This window comes from Tardiphaga sp. P4_G1 (assembly GCF_056401215.1).
Window position 1 is genome coordinate 508,271 of sequence record NZ_JBFUJU010000001.1, and the last position, 26,110, is coordinate 534,380.

Consider the following 26,110-nt stretch of genomic DNA (forward strand, 5'->3'; position numbering starts at 1 on the left):
GCTGGTCTCCGTTGCCGGGCGATGGTGGGCCGACGGAGGGAGACCGGGAATACGTGGATTTACGGATGTCTGTTCTGCGACGCCAATCAAGAACGTTGTCATGGCCGGGCCTGACCCGGCCATCCATCTTCCGTCGCTAAGATGGATACGCGGGTCAAGCCCGCGTATGACGTCGGAGTCTGAGGAGGCTCGACTACAACCCCGCACCCTTCCCGATGGCATCGTTGAACGACCGATCTACAATCGCATTGGCATCGAGCTTCTGCTTGATCAGTCCGCTGCGCAAATAGAGATCGATGGTCTTCTGCTCATCCGCGGCGACGCCATCGTCGATCGGTGCAATGCGGATTTTTGCGCGTGTCAGCCAGTTCAGCGGCACCGACGGCGCCACGTTCATCAGCTTGCCCCAGGTCTGCGCGTAGGCCTCCGCGTTCTTCAGCGCCCAGGCGCGGGCTGCGGTGAGACGGCGGAGATAGTCCTCAAGCTCGGCATGCTTGTCGCGGATCGCATTCGGCGTCGCCACGACAAAGCTCAGCCCCGATGTCAGGCCCTCGGCATTGAGCAGGACGCGCGACTGGAACAGCACCTCTTCCTGACTCACGTAAGGCTCCCAGGTCGACCACGCATCGACTGAGCCGCGGGTATAAGCGACCTTGGCATCCGAYGGAGCGAGGAACACGATCTGCACATCGCTCGCCGTCCAGCCCTTTTGTTCCAGCGCGGCGAGAATGAGCTGATGCCCGATCGAGCCGCGGCCGGTGGCGATCTTCTTGCCCTTCAGATCGTCGAAGCTCTTGATCGTCGAGTCCTTCGGTACCAGCACGGCGAGACCGTCGCCGGTCTGCCGGATCGCGCCGATTGCCTTGACCGGCACATTGGCCGCCGCGGCAAACGTAAAGGGCGCATCGCCGACCAGCCCGCTATCGAGCGCGCCCGCACCGAGCGCCTCCAGCAGCGGCGCTGCCGCCGCGAACTCCTTCCACTCGATCTTGTAAGGCACGTCCTTCAGCACGCCGGATGCTTCCATCACGGCGCGCGCATTGCCCTTCTGGTCGCCGACGATCAGCGTGGTCTCGGCGTGGGCGGAAGTGGCAAACGCCGCGAGGATCAGGCCGGCGGCGAGAACAAGCCGTTTCATGCTGCGACAACTCCCTTGGCGGCGTCACGCGCGGCAATCAGTTCGCGGGTGCGTGGGATCAATTCGCGGCCGTAATCGATGGCGTCGATCAGGGGATCGAATCCGCGGATCAGGAAATGGCTGACGCCAAGATCGTAATAGTCGGCGAACACTTCGGCGACCTGCTCGGGCGTTCCGACCAGCGCAGTGGTGTTGCTGTTCGCGCCGGTGAGCGCCGCCATCTCGGTCCACAGCCGCTTGTCGATGCGGGTGCCCTGTTCAGCCAGCGCCAGCAGACGCTTCGCACCGGCGGTGGCGTGGCCATCGGCAGGCCTGCGATAGCCGGTCTTGTCCTGCAGCGCGGTGGCGCGGGCGAGAATGTCGTCGGCCTTGGCCCAGGCTTTCTCCTCGGTGTCGGCGATGATCGGGCGCACCGACAGGCTGAAGCGCGGCGCCGGACGACCATACTTGGCAGCAGCGGCCCGCACGCGGCCGGTGACGTCGCGGACTTGCGCATATGATTCACCCCACAGCGCAAAGGTGTCGGCATGCTTGCCCGACACGTCGATGGCCGCATCCGACGCGCCGCCGACGAAGACATGGATCGGGACCGTCGGCTTCACCTGCGAGAACCCACCCTCGACCTGATAGTATTTGCCGGCATAGTCGAATGGTTTCTCGCTCGTCCATTCCTGCTTGATGATGTCGAGCCATTCGCTGGTGCGGGCGTAACGCTCGTCCTTGTCGTCGAGCGTATTGCCGTCCTGCCGCAGCTCCTTGGCATTGCCGCCGGTGATGACATGCAGCGAGACGCGGCCATGGTGGAAATTCTCGATGGTGGCGAGCTGGCGCGCCAGCACCGTCGGTGCGGTGAAACCCGGACGCTGCGCGATCATCACCTTCAGCTTTTCGGTGACGCCGAGCGCATGCTGGGCGACCTGCAGGCCGTCCGGCGAGGTCGAATGGAAGGCGAGCAGCGCGCGGTCGAACCCAGCGAGCTCATGCGCCTTCGCGACGGTTTCGATATAGGCGGGATCGAGGATCGGACCGGAGCGGACCCGGGTCTCGGATGCGTCATTGTTGGTGATGAAACCAATGAATTCGACGGACATGGTGCTCTCCACTTCCTGCTGTTGTTCAGATGCCGAGCGCGATGCGGCCGGCGGAAATCTTGGTGCTGTCGTCCTGCGGCGTGTGCACGCGGCTACACAACACATCGCGATAATGCCGCTCCAGCGGATTGGCGCGGGTCAGTCCGTGATTGCTGGTCAGCGACAGCGCGTCCTCGACGACAGCCACGGCATTATTGGTGACGGTGAGCTTGAGGATGTTGGCTTCGACCGGCGTCAGCGTAACACCGTCATCGATGTCCCGTGCGAAAGTGTCGAGCAGGCGCGCATTAACCGCGAGCTTCACCTCGATACCGCCGGCAATCTCCTGCGCTCGCGGCAGCGTCGCCAGCGGCGCGCCGAGGCTCGATGGCGTGCGGGTCTTGAGAAAGTCGATCAGCCAGTCGCGAGCAGCGCGTGCAACGCCGTCATAGACGGTGCCCACCAGCACAGCCTGGATGGTCGCCTGCGACACATCCGGCGCACCCCAATCACTGGGACGGCGCAGATCCACTTCATGGTCGAGCGGAATGAGCACGTCGTCGAACACGACGTCGTGGCTGCCGCTGGCGCGCAGACCGAGGTGATCCCAGGTCTCGACGATCTCGGTGCCCGGCAGACCCGCCGGCACCAGAAAGACGCCGACCCGTACGTCGGGCTCGTCCGTCTTCGCCCATACAGTGTACCATTTGAGGATCGGCGCACCGGTCGAATAGATCTTGCGGCCGGTCATGCGCCAGCCTTCGGCCGTGCGCTTCGCGGTGGTTTGAGGCAGACCGCCCCGCGATGGCGATCCCTGATCGGGCTCCACGCGCAATGCGTTGATCAGCGCCAGACCATTCACGGCGTCGCGCGACACGCGCTGCGCCAGATGCGCAGGCCAGTTGCCATTCCGCGTGATGACCAGATGGTGGATATAGTGCATCGCCAATACAAGCGCGGTCGCGGCATCGGCCTTGCCGACCGCGTTCACGACGCGCGCAGCCTCGCGCACCCCGGCGCCCGCGCCGCCCAGCACCTTTGGCACCGGTAGCGCCAGCAGGCCCGCCTCGGACAGTTCCTGAAAATTCTCGAATGGAAAACTTGCCGCACGATCATGCGACGACGCACGTTCCGCAAAGCCCGGAACGAGCAAATTAACTCTGTCGATAACGCTGGGAACCGCGTCCATATCGTATTGCTTTCGGCTTCTCTGACCCTAGAGAATGCCGTTCGGCAGGGGTTACAAGCGGTATCCGGAAATAACGACAGCGGGACTGATGGGTCTCAGACCTACAGGTGAAAATCCTCCCCAACGACCTCAAGCGAGAATTTTATTCGCGCGATTTTGAAGCCCGATTCAGGAATCTGCCGCCTTGCCCCGACTGCCGGCGATATGGCTCGTGAGCTTCTGCGTGACCTCGCGCCGCAACGCGTTGAACTCCGGCGATGCGACATCGCGCGGACGCGGCAGATCGACCTCGATTTCGCAATCGATCCGGCCCGGCCCCGCCGACATCACGATGACGCGATCCGCCAGCATCACGGCTTCCTCGACCGAATGCGTCACGAAAATCACCGTGAGGCCGGTGGTGCGCCAGATCTCGACGAGTTCCTCCTGCAGCTTGCTGCGCGTCAGCGCATCCAGCGCGCCGAACGGCTCGTCCATCAGCAGCACGTCGGTGTCGTTGCTGAGCACACGCGCGATAGCAACGCGCTGTTTCATGCCGCCGGAGAGCTGGTGCGGATAGCGATCGGCGAAGGCGGTCAATCCGACCATCGCCATGAACTTGTCGGTGAGCTCGCTCACGAGTTTGGTGGCGAGACGGCGATGTTTGGGGCCGAAGCCAATATTGTCGCGCACCGTCAGCCACGGAAACAGCGCGTAATCCTGAAACACCATGCCGCGATCCGGGCCCGGCTTGTCGACGGGAAAGCCATACATGGTCACGGAACCCATCGTCGCCGTCTCAAAGCCGGCGACGATGCGCAGCAAGGTGGACTTGCCGCAACCGGACGCGCCGAGCAGGCAAACGAACTCGCCCTTGCGGATGGTGAGATTGACACTGCGCAGCGCTTCAACCGGGCCGTTGGAGGCCCGATAGATTTTCCCGACGTCGCTGACCTCGAGGATATCAGGCGCAATTGTGGTTGGTCGATCAAGCATGATGCTGTGGGCTCCAGCGAAGGAAGTAGTTGCTGAGCATCAGCAGGATGCGATCCGACACGAAGCCGGTGATGCCGATGATGATCATGCCGGTGATCACGAGATCGGTGCGCGACAGCGTGCGGCCATCCATGATGACGGCGCCGAGCCCTTCGGGCACGCCGGTCATCTCGCCGACGACGATCAGGATCCACGCAAAACCCGCACCGAGACGAAGCCCGTTGAAGATGCTCGGCAACGCTGCCGGTAAGACGACGGAACGGAACTGCTGTGCGCCGCTGCAGCCGAGCATCTCCGCGGCTTCGAACAACCTGATATCGACGGAGCGTACGCCGAACACCGTATTGAGCAGGATCGGAAAGAACGCGCCGAGAAACACCAGGAAGATCGCCGCACGCGGACCGAGGCCGAAGAAGATCATCGACAACGGCAGCCATGCCGTCACCGGGATCGGTCGCAGCAACGACAGCGTCGGATCAAGCAATTTGCGCAGCAACGGCATGCGCCCGATCATCAGCCCGAGCGGAATGCCGATCGCCGCCGCACAGAGAAAGCCGCCATAGACGCGTTGCACGCTCTTCCAGAAATGGATCGGCAGGCTGGCGCTGTAGGCGTCGTCATAGATTCCGCCGAAAGCGAAATCCCACATCATCACGGCGACCCCATAGGGCGACGGCACCAGTCGCGTGCCGGTCCAGCGCACCATGACGTCCCAAATCACCATCAGGCAGACCGGCACGATCAGCGCGAGCGCAACTGTGCGCGCCCGCTGCACGCCCTGCCCGCGCTTGCCGGCCGCAAGCACCGGCGGGGTCTCCGCTGCCGGCGCAAGCTGTACGCTGTTGGACGTATCGTCCATCGTGCTTTGCAGGCTCACGACGCGCTCACGTAGCCGCCAGCGCCTTCACGAAGCTGGCGTCGATGAAGGTCTTGTAGTCCGGCAACTGTCGGATCTGCTTCTTGGCCAGCATCTGGCCGCCGTAATATTCCGCCTGCTTCATGAACTGGTCGTCGATATTCCAGGTCAGCTCCACATTCGGTGCGGCCTTCTCGATCGACGGCTTCTGCTGGCCGAGCTTCTGCATGGCGATGGCGATAAAGGCCTCGCGGTCCTTCATGGCATATTCGCTGGCCAGGCGGTGGGTCTTGAGCAGCGCCTTGATCAGTTCCGGATCTTTCTCGATCAGTTCGCGGCGCGTGGCCAGCACCATGTTCAGCGAACCGGTCGGCGTGGTGTAGGGATATTCAACGATCTGGCCGACGCCATTGGCGAGGCTGATGCCCGGGCCGGGCTCGGCGCCCACATAGGCGTCGATGTCGCCGCGGGCGAGCGCCGGCGCCATGTCGCTGAACGACAGACGCACGGACTCGACGTCCTTCACTGTCATGCCTTCGGCGGAGAGACGATCGAGGATCACGACTTCCTGGGTCGAGCCCGGCAGGATCGCGACTTTCTTGCCCTTCAGGTCCTTGATCGTATTGATCCCGGAATCCTTCTTGGCGACGACCGCCATGCCACGATTGCAGGCAGACGCGATCACCACGATCGGCTCGCCATTGGCGCCGCCGAGCGTCGCCGCGGCAAAACCGAAGATGCCGAAATCGACAGTGCCGGTCACGACGGCGTTCTTGCCGTCGGTCGGGGTTTCAAACGGGATCACCTCGAACTTGACGCCATCAGGCGCGAATTTCTCGTAGAAATACGGCGTGACGCCGTGAATGAGCTTCAGCGTTCCGATCTTGACCACGCGTTCAGCGGCGAAGGCCTTGATGCTGGTCGTGGACAGCGCCGCGGCAATGGCCGTCAGGCGGATGAAATCACGTCGGTTGGTGCTGTACATGTCATTCCCTCAGGCTGAACCGTGTGTCAGCTCAAAAGGAATGCAATAACCGTGCCTCGTATACAGCTATCGGTAGAGCATGCCCTCGCCCGCAACGGACCATAGTCGCGAGGAGCTCACCACGTCGCGTCCAGCCCGAGCAGCCCCAAGATCTGCCGTCGCAGCTCGGCCAGATGCGGATCGCCGCGATGGCGCGGATAGGGCCGGTCGACCGTGATATCCGCCGTTACCCGCGCGGGACGATCGCTGAACACGATGACGCGGTTGGCGAGAAACAATGCCTCCTCCACGTCATGGGTTACCAGCAGTGCCGTGAAGCCGTTGCGTTGCCACAGCGAAACCAGTTCGGCCTGCATGGTGATGCGCGTCAGCGAATCCAGTTTGCCGAGCGGCTCATCCAGCACGAGGATGCGCGGATCGTTGACCAACGCCCTTGCAAGCGCGACACGCTGTGCCATGCCGCCCGAGAGCTGATGCGGATAAGCCTTCCTGAAGGCTCCGAGGCCGACGAGATCGATCGCCGCATCGACGCGGTGACGCTGCGTCTTGAGTAAGCCCTGCGCTTCCAGCCCGAGCGCGACATTGTCCCACACCGTCCGCCACGGAAACAGCGTCGGGTCCTGAAACACGACAACGCGGGACGGGTAAGGGCCGGTGATGGCGACACCATCCTCATCCAGCGTGCCGGCACGCGGCGGCTCGAGACCCGCCACCAATCGCAGCAACGTGGACTTGCCGCAACCGGAGGGGCCAAGCAGCGCGACAAACTCGCCGGGCGCAACGCTGATGCTGACATCGTCGAGCACCGGCAGCACGTTGCCATCGATATCGAAGGCATGGCTGACGCCTTCGACATCCAGCGACGCGCCGGTCGCTGCGGGCTGAAACGGTTTTGCCAGCGCTACCATTTGACGACACCCTTCTGCCAGACCAGCAGTCGGTCACGCACCTTGAACAGCAGCGTGATCGCGCCCGAGCACAGCAACGACATCACGATCAGCGCCGCATACATGTTGTTGTAGGACGCCCAGCCCTGCGCCCATTGCAGATAGAAGCCAAGGCCCGCCTTGACACCGATCATCTCGGCCACGACCAGCACCGCGAAGGATGCGCCGAGCCCCATGAACAGACCAACAAACACATGCGGGAGTGCCGCGGGGATTGCGACCTTGGTCACCAGGAAAGACGGCTTGGCGCCGAGCGTTCGCGCGACATCGTAATAGGCGGTGCTGACGCTGGCCACGCCCGACCAGGTCAGCACTGTCACCGGAAAGCCGGTGGCCAGCGCGATCAGGAATGTGCTGGCGCTCCAGGCTGACGGGAACGTGAAGAACGCAATCGGCAGCCAGGCCGTCGCCGGCAACGGTCCGATGAAGCGCAGGATTGGATGCACCCAGTAGCCCGCGAGCCGCGACCAGCCGATGGAGACGCCGGTGAGGAAGCCTACGACCGCGCCGATGAAGTAGCCGCCAAGCTGCAGCTTCACCGAGGCGAAGGCGCTGTCGAGCAGTTTCGGCAGGTCGTCGGTATAGACCTCGACGATGGACTGCGGTGGCGGAAAGAACGGCAGCGGCAGCCAGCCGAATTTTGCCGTCGCAAGCTCCCACAGCGTCAGGAACGCTCCCAAGGCAAACAGCCAGGGCGCGCGCCGCTGCACGCCCTCGCCGAATTTGCCGAGCGCCGCCTGCGCCGTGGTCGCAATCGCGATGCCGCCAGCAATCGCGAATGCCGTATAGGCTACAGCCTCGGTGCGTGGCCAGTCGCCGATATCTGGCCATCGCAGGCACGACAGGCCGAAAGCCAGCCACGCAAGCCCTGCCCCGATCCCCGTGATGCTGAAACAAAGCTTGCTGACGAATTGAAGTCCGCCATCGCCAGCAATGAGCGCGGTCTCGCGGTCACCGCCAAGCGGTGCGATCTCAGACGCGGAATACGTCGGCATAGATGCGCTCCGCGAATTTGGTGGTGTCGGTGCTCGGTTTGAACACCGAAACCGTCTTGAGATCGTCGGCGTAGGATTTCAGCTCGCGCTTCAGCGCATCGCCGACGGGATGGTGATGATGGGTGTGATACTTCACCATGCCCAGCAGATCTTCGATCGTCGCATTCTTCGGCGCATAGGGCTGGAACGACTTCGCAGCCTTCTCCGGATTCTGCGACGCGAACATCGCCGCATCGAGCAGCGCCTGCGTCAGGCCGCGCGCGACCAGTGGATCGTCGCGCAGCAGGCTGCCGCGCACGCCGACGATGCAGCAACTGATATCCTTGTAGGGGCCATCGAGGTTGGAGCCGACTTCCTTCAGCTCGCCGTCCTTGAGCCAGAGATAGGCCAGCGGATCGGAGGCGAGCCCGATCTGTGCTTCGCCCTTCTCCACGGCGAGCCGCACCAGGTTGCCGGGATATTGCCGCCACTCGACGTCCTTGTCCGGATTGAGTCCGGCTTTCGCGAGCTGGATCGAGAAGAAGTTCTTGTCGGGCCCGGCCATATCGCCGACGGCGATGGTCTTGCCCTTGAAATCCGCAACGCTCTTCACCTCCGACTTCGCCGGTGCCAGCGCGCGCAGGCAGCCGCCATGAGTGCCAGCAACGATCTTGACGTCAAAGCCCTGCTCCAGCGGCTTCAGCCAGCGCAGCGCCATACCCAGGCCCGCATCGGATTTCCCGGTGGCAATGGCTTCGAGAAGCTGGTCCGTCGAGCCGCTGTAATTGACCAGCTCGACATCGAGGTTCTGCTTCTGGAAGAAGCCGTGATCGATGGCGACCGGCAGCGGCGCAAGGCAGACCGCGCCGGCATTCCAGGAGAGCTTCAATTTGCGCGGTGCACCGGTGAGCGCGGGCGCCTCCGATGCGGTCCTGCAGATCGGAAATTCGGAAAAATCGATGGGTGACGCCTGCCGGAACGGAAACGCCTGCGCGCCCCATACGCCCAGTGGCGCCGCCAATGCGGCTGCAGCGCCGCCGCGCAACAGCGACCGGCGATCCATCAGCGGCTTGCGGTTGTGATCATCGTTCGACATCTGGTCTCCTTGCGATCGGCACAGCGCTGCCCATGGCCGCAACGCATGGTGTTGCGGCTCGCGCTGATGCGATGGTCAATGTGTTGAGTGGAAGCTCAGCCGTGAGAGTCCGACGACTCCCGCCCCTGTGATTTCAATGGTACGAGGATGCGCAGCGCGGCGGCTTCGGTCAATAAAATGGAATTTTGAATGTCGCGCAGGATGGAGAGATTATCTCCAATGAGAGCAGCGCCGGGAGAGAACGCAATTTATCGCTGAGGAAGCGTTCTACTGATGACGCAGTTGAAGCAAAACAGTTCTCTCGCAAACGCGCGCTCCCCTCATGGTGAGGAGGCGCGAAGCGCCGTCTCGAACCATGAGATGCCGGCGCTCCGAGTCTGCGGCCATCCTTCGAGACGCCCGCTAACGGCGGGCTCCTCAGGATGAGGGCTAGAGATATCAATATACGTCGAGCTGAAACCGCCCCTTCTTCTTCAGCTCACTGACGAACATCACCGCTTCATCAGTCGAACGCGCGCCATGCTGGGCGGCGATATCGACCAGTGCCCGCTCCACATCCTTGGCCATGCGCTTGGCATCGCCGCAGACATAGACATGGGCGCCTTCGGCGAGCCACGTCCAGACGTCACGGCCGACCTCGCGCATGCGATCCTGCACGTAGAACTTTTCGCCGGCGTCGCGCGACCAGGCGAGCGATAACCGTGTGAGAAAGCCTTCGGTCTTCATGCCATTGAGTTCGTCGGCATAGAAGAAATCCGAGGCGCTGCGCTGATGGCCGAAGAACAGCCAGTTCTTGCCCGGCGCCTTGGTGGCCTTGCGGTCGTGCAGGAACGCCCTGAACGGCGCGATGCCGGTGCCCGGCCCCACCATGATAATCGGCGTCTCCGGATTTTCCGGCAGCGCGAAACCATGCGCCTTCTGGACATAGACCTTGAGTTCGTCGCCGGGCTGGATGCGATCGGCGAGGAAGCTCGAGGCCAGACCGTGGCGCTTACGCTTGCCTACCATGTAGCGAACGATATCAACCGTCAGCGACAGTTTGCCCGGCGTGGCGTTGTGCGATGACGAGATCGAGTAGAGCCGCGGCTGTAGTGGCTCCAGCGCCTCGATGAAAGCTTCCGGATGCGGACGCACGCTGGAGAATTTCTGCAGCGCAGCCATCACGTCGAGCGTTGCCGCATCGCCATCTGGGTCTTCCCCCTGCGCCAATGCGCGTGCCTTGGCGCGCTGTGCCCCGCCGGTGAGATAGGACATCAGCTCGAACAGCGAGTCCGGTGCCGGGGCCAGCGAGACGTCGTATTGCAGCACCTCACGTAGCGTCTTGCCACGCACCTCCGTCGTATGCGACGCGCCGAGCAGAGCGATGATCTGGTCGACGTGACCGAGATCGTTCGACGCAAAGATGCCGAAACTGTCGCCGACCACGTAATCGAGGCCGCAGCCCGACAGATCGAAATCGATATGCCAGGTCTCCTTTTCGGAGCCTTTGCCATTGAGCAGGCGGCGGCCAAGAAACACGGCGGGTGCGGGATTGTCGCGCGAGCGGCCGAGCGTCGACGGATCCGGCGCAGCAACTTCGGCCGGCTCCGCAGCAGCAGGCGTCGCTGCTGCCGCGGGCGCTGCACCCGCCGGCGCCTTATCGAGCTCTTCATAGAGCGACTTCAGCATCCGCGCGGTCTCCTTGCCGCCCGGCACGCAGAGATTCAGCCGCGCTTCGGCCTTGGAGGCGATCGCGTCGGAATAGTCGTTGCAGTTATAGCCGCACTGGCCGCAGTCCTGCTGCGCCATCGCCGCCATCATCTTGCGACGAACCGGCTTGCCTTCGGCGAGCTTCATGCGATCGGCGATCGGCATGGTTTGGTCATGCCACGGCGCACCGTCGTCCTCTTCCATGATCGCGGCGCCCTGCTCTGCAGAGAGCGGCGTCGCCGACGCATCGGACAGCAGGCCGGCGAAGAAGCCGTTCAGCCAGGAACGTTGTGCTTCCGAGAACGGCGCAGACGCAGGAATGATCTCGAGTTTGGGCGGCGGCGTCATCTGGTTCATGCGGACACCTGTTCATCAGCGAGCTTACGCAACGAAGCCGCGTCGTGACGGCGCGAGAATGTTAGGAAGGTCTCGTCCGGCGACGCCCGGTGGGCGAGATAGGCTTTCAGCAGCCGCTCGACGACGACAGGTGCGTCCTCGGACTTCACGTTCTGATAAACCTCCTGCCCGACATCGGCCTGCGGGCCGAAGCCGCCGCCGGTGAAGATATGGAAGCCGTCCACGGTGTCGTCGCTATCGTCCAGCGCCACGCGCGCGCCGATCATGCCGATGTCGCTGATGTAATGCTGCGCGCAGGAATGATGGCAGCCGGTGAGATGGATGTTGATCGGCGTATCGACCTCGACGCGCGTATCGCACCATTCGGCGATGTTCGTTGCCGTGCGTTTGGTATCCGCATTGCCGAATTTGCAACCAGCTCGGCCTGTGCAGGCGATCAGGCCGGCGCGAATCTCGGTGGTCTTGATGGCAAGGCCGAGGGCTTCGATGGCCGCAGTCGCCAGCGCGACATTCGCGTCTTTCACGCCGGGGATGAGCAGGTTCTGCCACACTGTCAGGCGGATATCGCCGTCGCCGAGATCGGCCGCAATCTTCGAAAGCCCCCGCATCTGATCGGTCGTCACCTTGCCCAGCGGCAACACGACGCCAATCCAATTCAGACCATCCTGCTTCTGTCGGTGCACTCCGATATGCGCCGTGCGGTCGAAGCTTGGGCGGGGCAGCAGCGCGTCCGCCGGAACGCGGGTAAACGGCGCGCCGAGCTTCTCCTCGACGATGGTCAGGAACTTCTCCATGCCCATGCCGTCGATTACGTATTTCAGCCGCGCTTTAAGCCGGTTGGTGCGGTCGCCGAGATCGATGAAAACGCGCACGATGGCGTCGGACACCTTGGTGGAGTCCTCCGGTCTCACGATGATGCCGGTATCGGTGGCGAAATCCTTGTGACCGGTAATGCCGCCGATGCCGAGCTTGAACCAGACGCCGGGCGCGACGCCGAAACCATCTTTCACTTCGACGGCCTGGAAGGCGATGTCGTTGGTGTCCTCCAGCACGGCGATCTTGCCGGCGCCGTCGAAGGCGACGTTGAATTTGCGCGGCAGGCCGGTCAGCGTGCGGTCGTTGAGAATGTGATAGTGCCACTCGCGCGCATAGGGCCGCGTGTCCAGCAGTTCCTGCGGGTCGATGCCCGCGGTCGGCGTGCCCGTGACGTTGCGGATGTTGTCAGCCCCGGAGCCACGTGAGCACAGACCGAGATCCTGGATACCCTCGATCAGCTTCACGGCATGTTTCGGCGGAATCTCGCGCACCTGCAGATTGGCGCGCGTGGTCACATTGGAGAACGGACCGCAGAGCTCGTCACTGAGATCGGCAAGACCTGCAAGCTGCCAGTGCTTCATGATGCCGTTCGGGATCCGAAGCCGGCACATATAGGAGTCCTGCGTCGGACCCACATAGAAGATGCCGTAATAGCGCCAGCGAAAATTGTCGGCCGGCGATGGCCGCGCATCGATCGCGGCCTGATCGCGCAGCCGCGGATAGGCGTCAAAAGGATGTTCCTCGCGCTTCCATTTCTCCTGCTCGACCAGCTTCTTGCCCGAGGCGATGGTGCGATCCTGCGCCTTGATATGCGGCGCATCCGGTCCGGTCGGCTCCGCATTGGCCTTGGCTGACGCGCCGCCGCCGAGACCCTTGCCGACACGGCTGATCTGCAGCCCTGTCGAAAAGCCTTCAAGGTAGCGCTTCTGTTCGTCAGTAAAGTCGATGGAGAGCGTTTCAATTTTCATGCGGGACGAAGCTCCTGCGGGCCACAGCGTGGCTTCAACGGGGATAAGGATCGCGGACCGCACAGGCTCAGGTCAGCGCGTCGCGCCGGCTTGAATTCTGGAAGCGATCCGATCAGCCTCGTTGCTGCGGAAATCCATCTGAACTGGCCGGCGGGCATCAGCGAACGCCGGTTGACTAGAGACATTCAAGTCTCGTGCCAGATCGTCCTCGGAGGAAAAACGTCAAGAAATCAGGGGATTGAGGTCGAGGTCGGGCGGAACCCGCCCGTTCGGTGCCAGCGTTTGTGCACCGCACGCTCAATAATTAGACGGCGGGAACGTCAATGGCAGCTATCGTTGCGAAGGGCCCGCTCGACGAAGCCATCCAGACTGGGCTCGTGGCCTTTCGGATTGCCGCCTCGGTAAGAGGAAAGCTGGCGAACCAGCTTTCCTTGACCTCATCATGAGGTGCAAAAGTGAGCGCGGGCCTAAGCCGTTAGACCGCCTCGAACGCCGCCAGATTAGCGGCTCCGTCGTCCAGCACTTGCGTCTGCCGCAGCATGTCCTCGATGCCATCTATCGCGCGACCCACATCGATCGTCGACGTGTCGATCCGCAGCTCGACCGTCTCCGGCGCCTGATAGTCGTTGGCGATACCGGTGAAGCCCGGCAGGTCGCCCGCGCGGGCCTTGGCGTAATGCCCCTTGGGATCGCGCTGCTCGCAGATCTCCGCCGGCGTCGCGACATAGATCTCGCGAAATGCGGTATCGACCGCGCTGCGGGCCTCGGCGCGGTCGCCGCGCGAGGGTGAGACAGCCGCAACGATGGCAATATGACCGTTGCGGGCGAGATGGCCGGCCATCTCCGCCAGTCGCCGGACATTCTCGCTGCGATCGGCGGCGGAGAAGCCGAGGTCGCGATTGAGTCCGGCGCGCAGCGTGTCGCCGTCGAGCAGGATCGGCGAACCGCCTTTGGCGAACAGGCGGTGCTCCAGCGCCCGCGCCAGCGTCGACTTGCCCGATCCCGGCAATCCCGTGAACCACACAACTGCGCCTTGATGGCGATAGCGCGCCGAACGTTCCTCAGGCTGCAGTGCCGACTGCACCGGCACGATGTCCGATGACACGACGCCTTGGGCAGCATCGATGGACAGCACGAGACCGCCACCGGCGATCCGGCCGCCGACCTCGATCACGAGACGTCCGGTGCGCGGATTGTCGACATAGCGATCGGCGGCGACCGGTTGCGACAGTGCGATCTCGATTTCGCCGACGTGATTGCGGGCGATCTGTTTGGTCTCGACACTGGCCAGTTCGCCGGGATCGATCGCCTTCTCGATCGCGACCACACGGCCGCGCACTTCGCGCACGCCGAGCCGCACCAGGATCGACGATCCCGCTGTCAGCGGCTGGTCGTGCAGCCAGAAAATCCGCGCCCGCAGTCGTCGTGTATCCGATGGCACCGCGCCAGCATGCGCGATCACGTCGCCGCGCTCGACGAACAGTTCGCGGTCGAGCGTGATACCGACGGATCGCCCTGCCCCGTGCTCGCCTTCCAGCGGCGTCGCCGACCAGCGCTCCACGCTCTTGATCTTCGCCCGCTTGCCGGCGGGCATGATCACCACGTCGTCGCCGACAGCCAGATGACCGGCCTCGATACGCCCGGCCACGATGCGCCGGTCGTCGAACTTGTAGATCGCCTGTACAGGTAGCCGCAGCGGCAATTCATCAAGCGCGAGTGCCGGCTTCAGCGCATCGAGCGCCCCCACGACCGTCGGCCCGCGATACCAGCCGATACGGTCGGTATGGGTGGCCACACCATCGCCATCCCGCGCCGAAATCGGAATCACCGCAGCGGGTGTGACGCCGAGTTCGATGAGATGCGCCGAAATTTCGTCGCTGATCGCCTGAAAGCGCGCGGCGCTGAAATCGACGCGGTCCATCTTGTTGACGACGACGGCGACCTGCTTCACGCCCAGCAGATGCAGCAGATAGGCATGGCGTCGGGTCTGATCGCGCACCCCTTCCAGCGCATCGACAATCAGCACGGCGCCATCGGCCTGCGATGCACCGGTGATCATGTTACGCAGAAACTCGGCGTGGCCGGGCGCGTCGATCAGAATGACGTCACGCAATTTGGTGCGGAACCGGATCTGCGTGGTATCAATGGTGATGCCCTGGTCGCGCTCGGTCTGCAGCGCATCGAGCAGGAACGACCATTCGAACGGCATGCCGCGCCGGGCGCTCACCGCTTTCAGCATCTCCAGCTTGCCATCCGGCAAGCCGCCGGTCTCATGCAGCAGGCGACCGACCAGCGTCGACTTGCCATGATCCACATGGCCGACGATGACGATGCGCAGTTGCGGGCGCGTGGTGCCGTTGGGCATTCCGAGCGAGGTCGGATTGACGATCTTGGTCATGGCATCACCTCTACAGATAGCCCGCGACGCGCAGTCGCTCGAAGGCGTCTTCGGTCTCGTGATCGAGTGCGCGGCCGGCGCGCTCGGGAATCGTGGTGCCGTCGAGCTCGACCAGGATTTCGGCAATCGTGCTGGCGGTGGATGCGACGGGATTGGTGATGTCGGCATCACCCAGCGAGCGGTAGCGCTTACCGTCTTTGGCCAGATAGAGCGGGATGATCGGGATGTTTTCGCGCGCCGTGTAGGCCCAGATGTCGGCTTCGGTCCAATGCAGGATCGGATGAATGCGCAGATGCGCACCGGGCGGCGGCGACGCGTTGAACTGGTCCCAGAATTCCGGTGGCTGGTCGCGCACGTCCCATCCGCCCTCGACGCCGCGCGGCGAGAACACACGCTCCTTGGCGCGGGTCGCCTCTTCGTCCCGCCGAATGCCGGCGATCAATCCGTCGAAGCCGTGCTTCGCCAGCGCAAGTTTGAGACCTTCGGTCTTGCGCGCTGCGGAACGCGCCGCTGGCGGCAGTGTCGGATCAACACTATCGATCGACGGGCAATATTCGACGGTGAGGTCGAGTCCCCACTCCTTCGAATAGTGATCGCGGAATGCGTACATCTCCGGAAACTTCTTGCCGGTATCGACATGCAGCGCGGGGAACGGCACGTGGCCGAAGAACGCCTTGCGCGCCAGCCAGATCATGACGTTGGAGTCCTTGCCGAGCGACCACAGCAGGGCCAGCTTCTTCAGCCGGGCGAAGCCCTCGCGCAGGATGTAGATGCTCTGCGCTTCCAGTTGATCGAGGTGGTCCATCGATACCACGTCCGATCGGACGCGTTCGAGATTGGTCGACGTCATATGCCTTCTCCGAAGTCTTCCGACTTAAGGCCTCAAAACCGCCGTGAGATTCGCCGTTGCTCACGAAGCGGATACGCTCGGAGAAAGTGCATCTCTGGAACTCGATTTATGGGGTCAAAAAATCTAAACTGCGCTTCTCAAATAGAAAGAATATTTTTCTATTAAGTGGCGACAAACAACTGATATATAGAATCTTATTCCAGTCAAGCTGGATGTGTTGAGGAGTTCGAGATGTTGTCGCCCGGAGCCGTCGCAAGTGCTGTCCAATACGATCAAGCGCTGCAATCCGCCTCGCCTGCCGAGGTGATTGCCGCGGCACTTGATGTCGCGGGCCGCGATGGACTCGCGCTGGTATCGTCGTTTGGCACGGAGTCCGCGGCACTGCTGAAGGTGATGGCCGATGTCGATCCCGCCATCCCCGTGCTGTTTCTCGACACCGGCTGGTTGTTCGAAGAGACGCTCGCCTATCGCGACCAATTGATCCTGACGCTGGGCCTGCGCGACGTCCGAACGATCCGTCCCGCAGCGGAAGCGCTTGCCGCTCACGACAGCGATGGGGACTTGTGGTCGTCCGATCCCGACACCTGCTGCCGGATCCGGAAGGTCGAGCCGCTGGCGCAGGCACTGACGCCGTTCAGCGCGTGGATCAACGGCCGCAAGCGATTTCAGGGTGCGTCGCGCGCGGCCATTCCTGTTGTTGAAACCGATGGCGGGAAACTGAAATTCAATCCGTTCGCTAATGTCACGCCGGACGAGATAGGGCTGATCTACGCATCGGCGAAGCTGCCGCCACATCCGCTTGTGGCCTCAGGATTTGCGTCGGTCGGCTGCATGCCCTGCACGACCCGCACGGCGCCCGGCGAAGACCCGCGCGCGGGCCGCTGGCGCGGCCGCGCCAAAACGGAATGCGGCATCCACAAGCCGGCGAACTGACGCCGCCGCTACGACTTCATATGCGCGATCTCGAACGCGGCGAGATGGGCAGCGATGTTGCTGGGATCGAAGGGCGGTCCGGCAAACGCGCCGACCGCGTCCGGCACATCAGTCGGAGCGCTTCCGGTGATACCGAGCGCGGCATCGTAGAGATCGGGGCGGAACACACCCTGTGCGATCTTCAGCGCCTCGGGGCTGACCGCGGCCTGTCCCCAGCGCACCATTTGGGCATAGAGCCAAGCGGCCTGAACGGGATCGGGACGCCCGGCTCCCTCGCGGCCAACCAGCAGATAGCGCCCGCTCTCGCGCATGGTGCCATCCGGCGAAATCTTCAGCCGGCCATCCAGCGTCCGCAGCAGGACCTCCGGCGAGACGCCGATATGCTGGGGCTTGGCGAGAATCGCCGCAATCTCGTCGCGGTTCTCCGGCGCCTCGATGAAGGCAGCCGCGCTCACATGCGCCCGCGTGAGCGCCGCCACGATGTCCGGGTTCTTCTCCGCCCAGCTCTGCCTCATCGCCAGCACCTTCTCGGCGGCGCGCAGCAGGATGTCGGAGACGAAATGCAGGATATGACCGACGCCGAGATCGACCGCGACCGAATTCCAGGGAGCACCGACACAGAACGCATCGACGTGACCGTTGGCGAGGCTGTCAACCATGTAAGGCGGCGGCAGCACCACCAGGCGCACGTCCTCGTCAGGATCGACGCCGCCGGCCGCCATCCAGAAACGGAGCTGGTAATTATGCGTCGAGAACGGAAACGTCATGCCGAACGTCAAGGGATCGGCGCCGGCACGGGCACGCGCGACGACCACGCGGCGCAGCGCCTGCGCAGTGGCCATCGGATCGGTCGGATCACCATCGAGTTCCGACATCAGCGCCGCATGTAGCGCCGGTGAGACGGTGATGGCATTGCCGTTGATGCCGAGATTGAACGACGCCACGATCGGCACTTTCACGTGCCCGAGCCCGAGGCTGGAAGCGATAGCAACGGGCGCCAGCAAATGCGCCGCTTCGAACAGGCCGATATTCAGCTTGTCGCGGACATTAGACCACGACACTTCCCGGACCAGTTCGACGTTCAGTCCCTCGGCCTTCGTGAACCCCTTGTCGACCGCGACAATCAGGGCGGCGGCGTCGGCCAGCGGAATGAAGCCGATGCGAAGCGGATGGTCGATCATTTCAGCAACTCCGCTGCGGTGATGATCGACTGCGCGATCTCGCCGATTTTCTTCTTTTCACGCATCGCCGTGGATCGCAGCAATACGTAAGCCTCTTCTTCATTGAGGCCCTTGAGCTTCATCACGATGCCCTTGGCGCGGTCGATGATCTTGCGCTCCTCCAGCGCCGACTTGGTGCGCTCCAGCTCGTCCTGCAGTTTGGAGAAGGCATTGAAACGGGAAATGCAGAGATCGAGGATCGGCTTGATCCGCTCCTTCTTCAGCCCGTCCACGATGTATGAGGATACCCCCGCCTCGACCGAGGCCCGCGCCGACTCGGCGTCGCTCTGGTCGACGAACATGGCGACCGGCCGGCGCACCGCGCGGGACACCTGGAACATTTGTTCCAGCACGTCGCGGCTGGGGTTTTCGAGATCGATGACGATGACGTCCGGATCCAGTGCGTAAATCCGGGCCAGCAGGTTATGCATCTCCCGGATATGCTGGACGTCCACATAGCCAGCCTCCCGCAGCCCTTCCTCAAGGATCGCGGCCCGGATCGGGCTTTCGTCGACAATGACAATTTTGGGCGACTGGTCGGCAGGCATCGGGCACTCACATGGATGCAGCATACCCATAGCACGCCCGCGCACGGCTTAAAGCCTTGTAATTATGGGCAAATGGGACTACCTGCTGCCTCTCAATCAGGCAGATCGAACATGCAACAGGCCGCCGCGCCCAAAATCTCCTTTGTGTCACTGGGATGCCCGAAGGCCCTGGTGGATTCCGAGCGCATCATCACGCGCCTGCGGGCCGAAGGTTACGAACTCGCCCGCAAGCACGACGGCGCCGACATCGTCATCGTCAACACCTGCGGCTTCCTCGACAGCGCCAAAGCGGAGTCGCTGGGCGCCATCGGCGAAGCCATGGCGCAGAACGGCAAGGTCATTGTCACCGGCTGCATGGGCGCCGAGCCCGAGCAGATCGAGGCCGCCTATCCCAACCTGCTGTCGATCACCGGCCCGCAGCAATATGAGAGCGTGCTCGACGCCGTGCACCGCGCGCTGCCGCCGGTGCATAATCCACATCTCGATCTCGTCCCGCCGCAAGGCATCAAGCTGACCCCGCGGCACTACGCTTATTTGAAGATTTCCGAAGGCTGCAACAACCGCTGCACCTTCTGCATCATCCCGAAACTGCGCGGCGATCTCGTTTCTCGCCCGGCCAACGAAGTGTTGCTCGAAGCCGAAAAGCTGGTGAAGGCCGGCGTCAAGGAATTGCTGGTCGTCTCGCAGGACACCTCGGCTTACGGCGTCGATATCAAATATGCGACGAGCCCGTGGAAGGACCGCGAGGTCCGCGCCAAGTTCTACGATCTGGCGAAAGAGCTCGGCGAACTCGGCGCCTGGGTTCGCCTGCAATATGTTTACCCGTATCCGCATGTCGACGAAGTCATCGGGTTGATGAATGCCGGCAGCAATGTGCTGCCCTATCTCGACATCCCGTTTCAGCACGCGGCCCCGGAAGTATTGAAGGCGATGAAGCGCCCGGCCGCGCAGGACAAGACACTCGCGCGCATCAAGAAGTGGCGCGAGGAATGCCCCGATCTGACATTGCGTTCGACCTTCATTGTCGGCTTCCCCGGCGAGACCGAAAGCGATTTCCAGTATCTGCTCGACTGGCTGGAAGAAGCCCAGATCGACCGCGTCGGCGCGTTCAAATACGAGTCCGTGGCGGGCGCGACCTCCAACGCCATCGCCAATGCGGTGCCTGAAGAAATCAAGCAGCAGCGCTGGAACGCGTTGATGGAGCGTCAGCAGAAAATCTCGGCGCGCCGCCTGAAGCGTAAAGTGGGCACGCGCCAGCAGATCATCATCGACGAGGTCGGCCCGACCGTGTCGAAGGGCCGCTCGAAGGCGGATGCGCCTGACATCGACGGATCGGTCTATGTCACCGCACGCCGGCCGCTAAAGGTCGGCGAGATCGTCACGGCCAAGATCGAACGCGCGGATGCGTATGATCTGCACGGGACCGTGGCGGGGTTTTAGCTAGAACGCCGATACCAGTGGCATCCCTCCCCCAAGCGAAGCGCAGTGGGGAGGGTCGGCCGATAGGCCGGGGTGGGGTCTCTCCCCACGTAACGTTGGAGTGTGAGGCGCCCCACCCGTCTCGAACGCTACGCGTTCGATCCACCCTCCCCACTACGCGGCTTCGCCGCTTGAGGGAGGGAGAAGAAAGAACGCTCACACCTTCAAAATCACCGCACCCGTGGTCTTGCGTGCTTCCAGATCCACATGAGCCTTGGCCGCATCCTTCAGCGCATAAGCATGATTGATCGGCACATGCAGCTTGCCATCGATCACAGCCGAGAACAGCGTGTCGGCGCCCTCCAGCAATTCCGATCGCTTGGCGACATAGTCGTTCAGCTTGGGACGCGTCGCGAACAGCGAGCCGTGATTGTTGAGTTCGGCGATCGCGAATGGCGGCACAGGGCCAGAGGCATTGCCGAACGACACCCACATGCCGCGCGGCTTCAGGCATGACAGCGAGCCCGGATAGGTGGTCTTGCCCACACCGTCATAGACCACGTCGCAGAGTTCGTTACGGCTGATCTGCTTCACGCGATCGACGAAGTTCTCTTCGTTGTAATAGATGACGTGATCGCAGCCATTGGCCAGCGCCAACTCGCCCTTCTCCTTCGAGCCGACAGTGCCGATCACATGTGCGCCCATGGCCTTGGCCCACTGGCAGGCGAGCAGACCGATGCCGCCCGCTGCGGCGTGGATCAACACGCGGTGATGCGGCTCGACCTTGAAGGTCTTGTGCAGCAGATACCAGACCGTGAGGCCCTTCAGCATCAGCACAGCGCCCTGCTCGTGGGTGATACGATCGGGCAGCTTCACCAGCCGGTCGGCGGCAAACACGCGCTCGGTGGCATAGCTGCCGAGGGCCGAATAATAGGCGACGCGATCACCGGGATGAAAACCGGTGACGCCCGGACCGACCTCGATCACTTCGCCCGAGGCCTCATTGCCGGCAATGAACGGCAGCTGCGGCGCCTTGTAGAGGCCGCTGCGGAAGTACGTATCGATAAAATTGACACCAATGGCATGCTGGCGGATGCGCACCTCGCCCGCAGCCGGTGCCGGGACCTGCACGTCTTCATAAGTGAGGACTTCGGGTCCACCGATCTCGTGGACGCGGACGGCTTTGGTCATCGTTCAATCTCCCTGAATGACTTTGGTCTCAAGCGATAACCAACACCCGCGTGATGTCAACCTGGGCCCGGCTGGGCCCGCTTTCGGCGGTTGCGCTTCGCCAGCACGTTGAACAGCTCGACCGCCGCCGAGAACAATATGGCGAAATAGATGTAGCCGCGCGGGATGTGGAATTTGAATCCATCCGCCATCAGCGAGACGCCGATCAGCACCAGGAAGGCCAGCGCCAGCATCTTGGTGGTCGGATATTGCGCCACGAAGCGTGCCACTGGTCCGGACGATACATACATCACCGCGCAGGCGATGATGACGGCGGCAACCATGATCTCGATGTCCTGCGCCATGCCGATCGCAGTGATGATGGAGTCGAGCGAGAAAACGAGATCAACGACGATAACCTGCAGGATGACCCAGGCAAAGGCGTTCGGTGCCGGCTTCTCAGCGTCATGCCCTTCGCGCGCCTCGACCTCGGCATGAATCTCGTGCGTTGCCTTGGCGATCAGGAACAGACCGCCTCCGATCAGGATCAGATCACGCCAGGAGAATGCGAGGCTTCTCACCGTAATGACGGGTTCGGTCAGGCCGATCAGCCAGACGAGGACACTCAGCAGAATGATGCGGAACACCAGCGCCAGCGCGAGACCGATCTGGCGTGCGCGGGTTGCCTGCGGCTCCGGCAGCCGCGACACCAGCACCGACAGGAAAATCACATTGTCGATACCGAGTACGATTTCGAGCGCGGTCAGCGTCAAGAGCGCGGCCCAGGCTTCGGGGCTGGAAAACAGTTCGATCATGATTTGGAGGGCCTCATGAGGCGGATGACGGCGTCACCGCAGACAATGTAAAAAGCGATCGCGCAGAGCGCGACCGTAATAGGCAAAGCAACAGCGAAGTTCTGTATCAGCGTGATGACGGCTAGCACAGCCCAGATCGCCATCAGTGACAGGTTCAACCGGCGCAGGCGCGTCACGCGAATGGGATGCAGCACATGCACCGGCACAAAGGTCAGGACGATCAGCGCCAGAATCGCAAGGCTCGCGATGACGGGTGATGGTTGCAGCAAGAACAGATAGAACGCCGCCCCGTTCCACAGCGCCGGAAAACCGCGAAAGTGGTTGTCGTCGGTCTTCATGCGTTTGTCGGCAAAATATAGTGCGCTGGTGACGACGATCCCGGCACCGAGCAGCACCGCCGTCCACGGCAGCAACAGACCGGAGGCTGCGATCGCATAGGCCGGCACGAACACGTAAGTGAGGAAGTCGACCACGAAATCGAGCGCGTCGCCGGACCAATCCGGCAGTACGCGGCCGACGTCGAAGTGTCGGGCGATCGGACCATCGAGCCCGTCGATGATCAGCGCCAAACCGAGCCAGCCGAACATCGCAGCCCATTCGCCGCGCACGGCGCTCATCATGGCAATGAGTGCCACGCCGGCACCGAGCGCAGTAAAGATGTGAACCGAGAACGCCGCCGCGCGCGCGGATCGTGACGACGACGGGAATTGGTCCGGACTCGAAGCGGTCATATGCCGGGAATTGCTAGCAGGAATCCGGCCGATTTGCACAGGCGCCGATGCGGCACTCGGCCGCCCGACACTGCGGGAACGATTCCGCGGCGCGTAACGGCTTGAAAATACCCGGCCAAAGGCCGATGGTCCGGCCATGACCGAGACCTCTGTTTCCACCTCCATTTATGATGTCGCCGTTGTCGGCGGCGGTCCTGCCGGCCTTGCTGCCGCCCTCGCGCTGGCGGAGACCGGCGCCCGTACCGCCCTCGTCGCCCGCCGCGTCCCCTATGGCGACAACCGCACCACCGCGCTGCTGGGCGGCTCCGTCGCGTTTCTGGAAAGCCTCGACGTCTGGTGCCGCTGCGCCGACAAGGCGGCAGCGCTGACGACCATGCGGCTGGTGGACGACACGGGCCGGCTGATCCGCGCCCCCGAAGTCAAATTCGTCTGCGGCGAGATCGGCCTCGAGACCTTCGGCTACAATATCGAGAACCGCGAATTGATGATCGCGCTCGAAGCGCGCGCCGCGGAATTGACCAATCTCATTCGCATCGATGACGAGGCCGATACGGTCTCGCCGGACGAGATGCAGGTTCAGGTCCGCACGCGGCAAGGCCAGGTCCTGGTGGCGCGGCTGATCGTCGGCGCCGATGGCCGCCAGTCCCTGTGCCGCGAGGCAGCGGGCATTTCAGTCAAGCGACGCGCGCTTGACCAGACCGCGCTGACCTTCAACATCGCGCATAGCCGGCCGCACAAGAACATGTCGACGGAGTTTCATACCCCCGCCGGTCCCTGCGTGTTCGTACCCCTGCCCGGCAATCGCTCCAGCGTCGTCTGGGTCAACAAGCCCCGGGATGCCGAGCGCCTGATGGCATTGAGCGACGAGGCGTTGTCGGACGCCGCCGAGAAACAATCGCATTCGATCCTCGGCCGGGTTCAGGTCGAGCCGGGTCGACACACGTTCCCGCTGGCAATCGAGCAGCCCGCACAGCTAGTAAAGAACCGCATCGTACTGGTCGGCGAAGCCGCGCATGTGGTGCCGCCGATCGGTGCGCAGGGTCTCAATCTTGGCCTGCGCGACGCCGGCGATATCGCTGACGTCGTTCGCGATGCCGGCATGAATGGCGCGGATATCGGGGCAGCGCCGGTGCTGGCGCGGTTCGAGCAGATACGCCGCAGCGATATTTCCTCGCGCACCTTTGCCATCGACATGGCCAACCGTTCGCTGCTCAGCGATCTCCTGCCGATGCAGGTGATCCGCGCGGCCGGCATGCATGCGATGGGGTCTATAGGCCCGTTGCGCCGCCTTGCGATGCGCGAGGGCCTGTCGCCGTCGTGGCGCAAGAGCTGACGTAACTTGTCTTTCGTAGGATGGGTAGAGCGTCTTCGCGAAACCCATCATTCACACGTGCGATAGGTGATGGGTTTCGCTCCGGCGCTTCGCGCCTCCGCTCTACCCATCCTACAAGCGGGTACCCTACGGGAATGCGATCTGGCCGCTCTTAAGGAAATACATCACCGAAGTGAGCGTCAGCACGGACACAAACGTGCCGAGCAGCACCACGACAGAAGCCGGTTCGATCCAGCTATCGTACTGCCGCGCGATCACGAACACGTTCAGCGCGGGCGGCAATGACGCGAGCAGCACGGCCGTCGCGGCCCATACCGGCGGGAACGGTCCGAGCAACAACATCAAGCCGAACACGATTAGCGGATGAATGAGCAGCTTGATGAAGATCAGACCAGGCACCTCCCACGGCACGCGCCCCAGCGGCCGCAAGGCAACCGTCACACCGAGCGCGAATAGCGCAACGGGCGCAGCAGAATTCTGCAGGAACAGCAGCATGCCGTCGATGGCGACCGGCATCTGGATGTGAAACGCCGCGACGAAGGCGCCGAGATAGGCTGCGACGATCAGCGGATGCAGCACGATGTGCTTGATGACGATGCCGATGGTCGGCAGCAGCGGACGCTTGTCGCCTGAGGTCAGCGCCATCATCAGCGGCGCGATCGAGAACAGGAAGATGCTGTCGAAACAGAACACCAGTGCGGTTGGCACGGCCGCTTTCGGCCCGAGCACCGCCAGCGCGAGCCCCGGTCCCATATAGCCGATATTGCCGTAGCCGCCGGCGAGCCCGGCCATCCCGGCCTCGCGCATGGTCAGCCGGCCCAGGAATTTACCGGTGCCGACCGACAGGAAGAACGCCGTCGCAGTCGCCAGCGTGGTCCCGATCACGAAGGGCAGATTGTTGAGTTCCTCGAACGGCGTCTTCGCCATGATCCGGAAGAACAGCGCCGGCAGCGATACATAAAGGAGGAAGAAATTCATCCAGGCGAGGCCCGTTTCGGGCAGGTTCTTCACCTTGCCGCAGGCGAAGCCGATGAAGATCAGCCCGAAATACGGCAGTGCAAGATTGAGGACGTCCATCATGTCGAGCGTGTTTTTCTTGGTTCTTGGCCCGGCGGGCGGGATAGCGGGGAGCGGCTTCCGGCTGTCTTAATTCCGTCGTTTGCCTCTAGCATCGGCCACAATCCTGGTCTATTCGACCAGAATGATTAAAGCGCGGACCGCCAAATTCCAGATTGGACAGATCGTCCGCCACCGGATCTTTTCGTTCCGGGGGGTGGTGTTCGACATCGATCCGGAATTCAACAACACCGAAGAATGGTGGCTGTCGATCCCCGAAGACGTCCGTCCGAACAAGGACCAGCCATTTTACCACCTGCTGGCCGAGAATTCTGAGTCGGAATACGTCGCTTATGTCTCCGAGCAGAACCTGCTTCCCGATGAATCCGGCGAGCCGATCCGGCACTCCCAGGTCGCCGAGATCTTCATCAAGGACAAGTCCGGCAGCTACCGGCCACGCAATCCGTCGCTGAATTAGCCCGCTTAACGTTTCACGCCTCTCCCTCGTCCGTTATTGCGAGGAGCACTTGCGACGAAGCAATCCAGCTTTTGGCTTGCTGAATTGCTTCGCTGCGCT

General features: G+C 62.8%; 23 protein-coding genes. 4 read left to right on the forward strand and 19 right to left on the reverse strand.

Annotation, left to right across the window (positions count from 1 at the left end; translation table 11 throughout):
• Positions 1-193: 193 nt before the first annotated feature.
• From AC1DUY_RS02540 to cysD, 13 genes are all read right to left on the reverse strand, one after another.
• Positions 194-1,138 (reverse strand): ABC transporter substrate-binding protein, encoded by a 945-nt coding sequence (locus tag AC1DUY_RS02540; protein ID WP_478112019.1) that lies wholly within the window; start codon positions 1,136-1,138, stop codon positions 194-196.
• Positions 1,135-2,229 carry an LLM class flavin-dependent oxidoreductase gene (locus tag AC1DUY_RS02545; RefSeq protein ID WP_478112021.1) on the reverse strand — a complete coding sequence of 365 codons (1,095 nt, stop codon included), beginning with the start codon at positions 2,227-2,229 and terminating at the stop codon, positions 1,135-1,137. Before AC1DUY_RS02545 ends, AC1DUY_RS02540 begins: the two co-directional genes overlap by 4 nt.
• 25 nt (positions 2,230-2,254) lie before the next feature.
• Positions 2,255-3,397, reverse strand: a complete 1,143-nt coding sequence (locus AC1DUY_RS02550; RefSeq protein WP_478112023.1) for an acyl-CoA dehydrogenase family protein — start codon at positions 3,395-3,397, stop codon at positions 2,255-2,257.
• 168 nt (positions 3,398-3,565) lie between these two features.
• Positions 3,566-4,372 carry an ABC transporter ATP-binding protein gene (locus tag AC1DUY_RS02555; RefSeq protein ID WP_478112025.1) on the reverse strand — a complete coding sequence of 269 codons (807 nt, stop codon included), beginning with the start codon at positions 4,370-4,372 and terminating at the stop codon, positions 3,566-3,568.
• Positions 4,365-5,231 carry an ABC transporter permease gene (locus AC1DUY_RS02560; protein ID WP_478112416.1) on the reverse strand — a complete coding sequence of 289 codons (867 nt, stop codon included), beginning with the start codon at positions 5,229-5,231 and terminating at the stop codon, positions 4,365-4,367. The genes AC1DUY_RS02555 and AC1DUY_RS02560 overlap by 8 nt, the downstream gene beginning before the upstream one ends.
• A gap of 25 nt (positions 5,232-5,256) precedes the next feature.
• Positions 5,257-6,213, reverse strand: coding sequence for an ABC transporter substrate-binding protein (locus AC1DUY_RS02565; RefSeq protein ID WP_478112027.1), 957 nt, complete (start codon positions 6,211-6,213; stop codon positions 5,257-5,259).
• Between the two features lie 116 nt (positions 6,214-6,329).
• Entirely contained in the window at positions 6,330-7,121 is a 792-nt protein-coding gene (locus tag AC1DUY_RS02570; protein ID WP_478112029.1) for an ABC transporter ATP-binding protein, read from the reverse strand.
• The gene (locus AC1DUY_RS02575; RefSeq protein ID WP_478112031.1) at positions 7,115-8,155 is read right to left on the reverse strand and encodes an ABC transporter permease; all 1,041 of its coding nucleotides are present in this window, start codon (positions 8,153-8,155) and stop codon (positions 7,115-7,117) included. The genes AC1DUY_RS02570 and AC1DUY_RS02575 overlap by 7 nt, the downstream gene beginning before the upstream one ends.
• Positions 8,133-9,230, reverse strand: a complete 1,098-nt coding sequence (locus AC1DUY_RS02580; protein ID WP_068731688.1) for an ABC transporter substrate-binding protein — start codon at positions 9,228-9,230, stop codon at positions 8,133-8,135. The genes AC1DUY_RS02575 and AC1DUY_RS02580 overlap by 23 nt, the downstream gene beginning before the upstream one ends.
• A 438-nt stretch (positions 9,231-9,668) precedes the next feature.
• Entirely contained in the window at positions 9,669-11,276 is a 1,608-nt protein-coding gene (locus AC1DUY_RS02585) for a sulfite reductase subunit alpha (RefSeq protein WP_478112033.1), read from the reverse strand.
• Positions 11,273-13,060: a NirA family protein gene (locus AC1DUY_RS02590; protein ID WP_478112035.1), complete on the reverse strand. Its 1,788-nt coding sequence runs from the start codon at positions 13,058-13,060 to the stop codon at positions 11,273-11,275. Before AC1DUY_RS02590 ends, AC1DUY_RS02585 begins: the two co-directional genes overlap by 4 nt.
• A gap of 475 nt (positions 13,061-13,535) precedes the next feature.
• Positions 13,536-15,458 carry an adenylyl-sulfate kinase gene (gene cysC, locus AC1DUY_RS02595; protein WP_478112037.1) on the reverse strand — a complete coding sequence of 641 codons (1,923 nt, stop codon included), beginning with the start codon at positions 15,456-15,458 and terminating at the stop codon, positions 13,536-13,538.
• 10 nt (positions 15,459-15,468) lie between these two features.
• The gene (gene cysD, locus AC1DUY_RS02600) at positions 15,469-16,308 is read right to left on the reverse strand and encodes a sulfate adenylyltransferase subunit CysD (RefSeq protein ID WP_068731681.1); all 840 of its coding nucleotides are present in this window, start codon (positions 16,306-16,308) and stop codon (positions 15,469-15,471) included.
• Positions 16,309-16,539: 231 nt separating this feature from the next.
• Here cysD and AC1DUY_RS02605 point away from each other — a divergent pair, with 231 nt between their 5' ends.
• On the forward strand, positions 16,540-17,241 hold the full coding sequence (locus AC1DUY_RS02605) for a phosphoadenylyl-sulfate reductase (RefSeq protein WP_478112040.1): 702 nt from the start codon (positions 16,540-16,542) through the stop codon (positions 17,239-17,241).
• 8 nt (positions 17,242-17,249) lie between these two features.
• On the opposite strand, the gene AC1DUY_RS02610 is transcribed toward AC1DUY_RS02605, so the two are convergent.
• Both AC1DUY_RS02610 and AC1DUY_RS02615 read right to left on the reverse strand, forming a co-directional pair.
• Entirely contained in the window at positions 17,250-18,419 is a 1,170-nt protein-coding gene (locus AC1DUY_RS02610) for a CmpA/NrtA family ABC transporter substrate-binding protein (RefSeq protein ID WP_478112418.1), read from the reverse strand.
• Positions 18,419-19,009, reverse strand: coding sequence for an ANTAR domain-containing response regulator (locus AC1DUY_RS02615; RefSeq protein ID WP_089264382.1), 591 nt, complete (start codon positions 19,007-19,009; stop codon positions 18,419-18,421). Before AC1DUY_RS02615 ends, AC1DUY_RS02610 begins: the two co-directional genes overlap by 1 nt.
• A gap of 111 nt (positions 19,010-19,120) precedes the next feature.
• On the opposite strand from AC1DUY_RS02615, the gene rimO reads away from it, so the two are divergent.
• Positions 19,121-20,449 carry a 30S ribosomal protein S12 methylthiotransferase RimO gene (rimO, locus tag AC1DUY_RS02620; protein WP_478112042.1) on the forward strand — a complete coding sequence of 443 codons (1,329 nt, stop codon included), beginning with the start codon at positions 19,121-19,123 and terminating at the stop codon, positions 20,447-20,449.
• Positions 20,450-20,644: 195 nt separating this feature from the next.
• Here rimO and AC1DUY_RS02625 read toward each other — a convergent pair whose 3' ends face one another.
• The 3 genes from AC1DUY_RS02625 to pcsA are packed head-to-tail and all read right to left on the reverse strand — an operon-like array spanning position 20,645 to position 23,144.
• Complete coding sequence (locus tag AC1DUY_RS02625; RefSeq protein ID WP_068731670.1) at positions 20,645-21,619, reverse strand: quinone oxidoreductase family protein; 975 nt, start codon at positions 21,617-21,619, stop codon at positions 20,645-20,647.
• A gap of 56 nt (positions 21,620-21,675) precedes the next feature.
• On the reverse strand, positions 21,676-22,413 hold the full coding sequence (locus AC1DUY_RS02630; protein ID WP_478112045.1) for a TerC family protein: 738 nt from the start codon (positions 22,411-22,413) through the stop codon (positions 21,676-21,678).
• Positions 22,410-23,144, reverse strand: coding sequence for a phosphatidylcholine synthase (pcsA, locus tag AC1DUY_RS02635; protein ID WP_478112047.1), 735 nt, complete (start codon positions 23,142-23,144; stop codon positions 22,410-22,412). Before pcsA ends, AC1DUY_RS02630 begins: the two co-directional genes overlap by 4 nt.
• Positions 23,145-23,280: 136 nt before the next feature.
• Between pcsA and AC1DUY_RS02640 the strand changes: the two genes are divergently transcribed.
• Positions 23,281-24,477: a UbiH/UbiF family hydroxylase gene (locus tag AC1DUY_RS02640; protein WP_478112049.1), complete on the forward strand. Its 1,197-nt coding sequence runs from the start codon at positions 23,281-23,283 to the stop codon at positions 24,475-24,477.
• A gap of 126 nt (positions 24,478-24,603) precedes the next feature.
• Here the strand turns inward: AC1DUY_RS02640 and AC1DUY_RS02645 are convergent, their stop codons facing one another.
• The gene (locus AC1DUY_RS02645; protein WP_478112051.1) at positions 24,604-25,557 is read right to left on the reverse strand and encodes an AEC family transporter; all 954 of its coding nucleotides are present in this window, start codon (positions 25,555-25,557) and stop codon (positions 24,604-24,606) included.
• A gap of 121 nt (positions 25,558-25,678) precedes the next feature.
• Here AC1DUY_RS02645 and hspQ point away from each other — a divergent pair, with 121 nt between their 5' ends.
• Positions 25,679-26,011, forward strand: coding sequence for a heat shock protein HspQ (gene hspQ / locus AC1DUY_RS02650; protein ID WP_089264388.1), 333 nt, complete (start codon positions 25,679-25,681; stop codon positions 26,009-26,011).
• Positions 26,012-26,110 lie beyond the last annotated feature (99 nt).

Bases quoted from the DNA above. Each gene is read 5' to 3' on its own strand.
- cysD (WP_068731681.1), bottom strand. From the start codon at position 16,308: ATGACGTCGACCAATCTCGAACGCGTCCGATCGGACGTGGTATCGATG.
- AC1DUY_RS02560 (WP_478112416.1), bottom strand. From the start codon at position 5,231: ATGGACGATACGTCCAACAGCGTACAGCTTGCGCCGGCAGCGGAGACC.
- AC1DUY_RS02550 (WP_478112023.1), bottom strand. From the start codon at position 3,397: ATGGACGCGGTTCCCAGCGTTATCGACAGAGTTAATTTGCTCGTTCCG.
- AC1DUY_RS02625 (WP_068731670.1), bottom strand. From the start codon at position 21,619: ATGACCAAAGCCGTCCGCGTCCACGAGATCGGTGGACCCGAAGTCCTC.
- rimO (WP_478112042.1), top strand. From the start codon at position 19,121: ATGCAACAGGCCGCCGCGCCCAAAATCTCCTTTGTGTCACTGGGATGC.
- AC1DUY_RS02615 (WP_089264382.1), bottom strand. From the start codon at position 19,009: ATGCCTGCCGACCAGTCGCCCAAAATTGTCATTGTCGACGAAAGCCCG.
- pcsA (WP_478112047.1), bottom strand. From the start codon at position 23,144: ATGACCGCTTCGAGTCCGGACCAATTCCCGTCGTCGTCACGATCCGCG.
- AC1DUY_RS02570 (WP_478112029.1), bottom strand. From the start codon at position 7,121: ATGGTAGCGCTGGCAAAACCGTTTCAGCCCGCAGCGACCGGCGCGTCG.
- hspQ (WP_089264388.1), top strand. From the start codon at position 25,679: ATGATTAAAGCGCGGACCGCCAAATTCCAGATTGGACAGATCGTCCGC.
- AC1DUY_RS02565 (WP_478112027.1), bottom strand. From the start codon at position 6,213: ATGTACAGCACCAACCGACGTGATTTCATCCGCCTGACGGCCATTGCC.
- AC1DUY_RS02640 (WP_478112049.1), top strand. From the start codon at position 23,281: ATGACCGAGACCTCTGTTTCCACCTCCATTTATGATGTCGCCGTTGTC.
- AC1DUY_RS02585 (WP_478112033.1), bottom strand. From the start codon at position 11,276: ATGAACCAGATGACGCCGCCGCCCAAACTCGAGATCATTCCTGCGTCT.
- AC1DUY_RS02645 (WP_478112051.1), bottom strand. From the start codon at position 25,557: ATGATGGACGTCCTCAATCTTGCACTGCCGTATTTCGGGCTGATCTTC.
- AC1DUY_RS02575 (WP_478112031.1), bottom strand. From the start codon at position 8,155: ATGCCGACGTATTCCGCGTCTGAGATCGCACCGCTTGGCGGTGACCGC.
- AC1DUY_RS02590 (WP_478112035.1), bottom strand. From the start codon at position 13,060: ATGAAAATTGAAACGCTCTCCATCGACTTTACTGACGAACAGAAGCGC.
- AC1DUY_RS02605 (WP_478112040.1), top strand. From the start codon at position 16,540: ATGTTGTCGCCCGGAGCCGTCGCAAGTGCTGTCCAATACGATCAAGCG.
- AC1DUY_RS02630 (WP_478112045.1), bottom strand. From the start codon at position 22,413: ATGATCGAACTGTTTTCCAGCCCCGAAGCCTGGGCCGCGCTCTTGACG.
- AC1DUY_RS02580 (WP_068731688.1), bottom strand. From the start codon at position 9,230: ATGTCGAACGATGATCACAACCGCAAGCCGCTGATGGATCGCCGGTCG.
- cysC (WP_478112037.1), bottom strand. From the start codon at position 15,458: ATGACCAAGATCGTCAATCCGACCTCGCTCGGAATGCCCAACGGCACC.
- AC1DUY_RS02545 (WP_478112021.1), bottom strand. From the start codon at position 2,229: ATGTCCGTCGAATTCATTGGTTTCATCACCAACAATGACGCATCCGAG.
- AC1DUY_RS02555 (WP_478112025.1), bottom strand. From the start codon at position 4,372: ATGCTTGATCGACCAACCACAATTGCGCCTGATATCCTCGAGGTCAGC.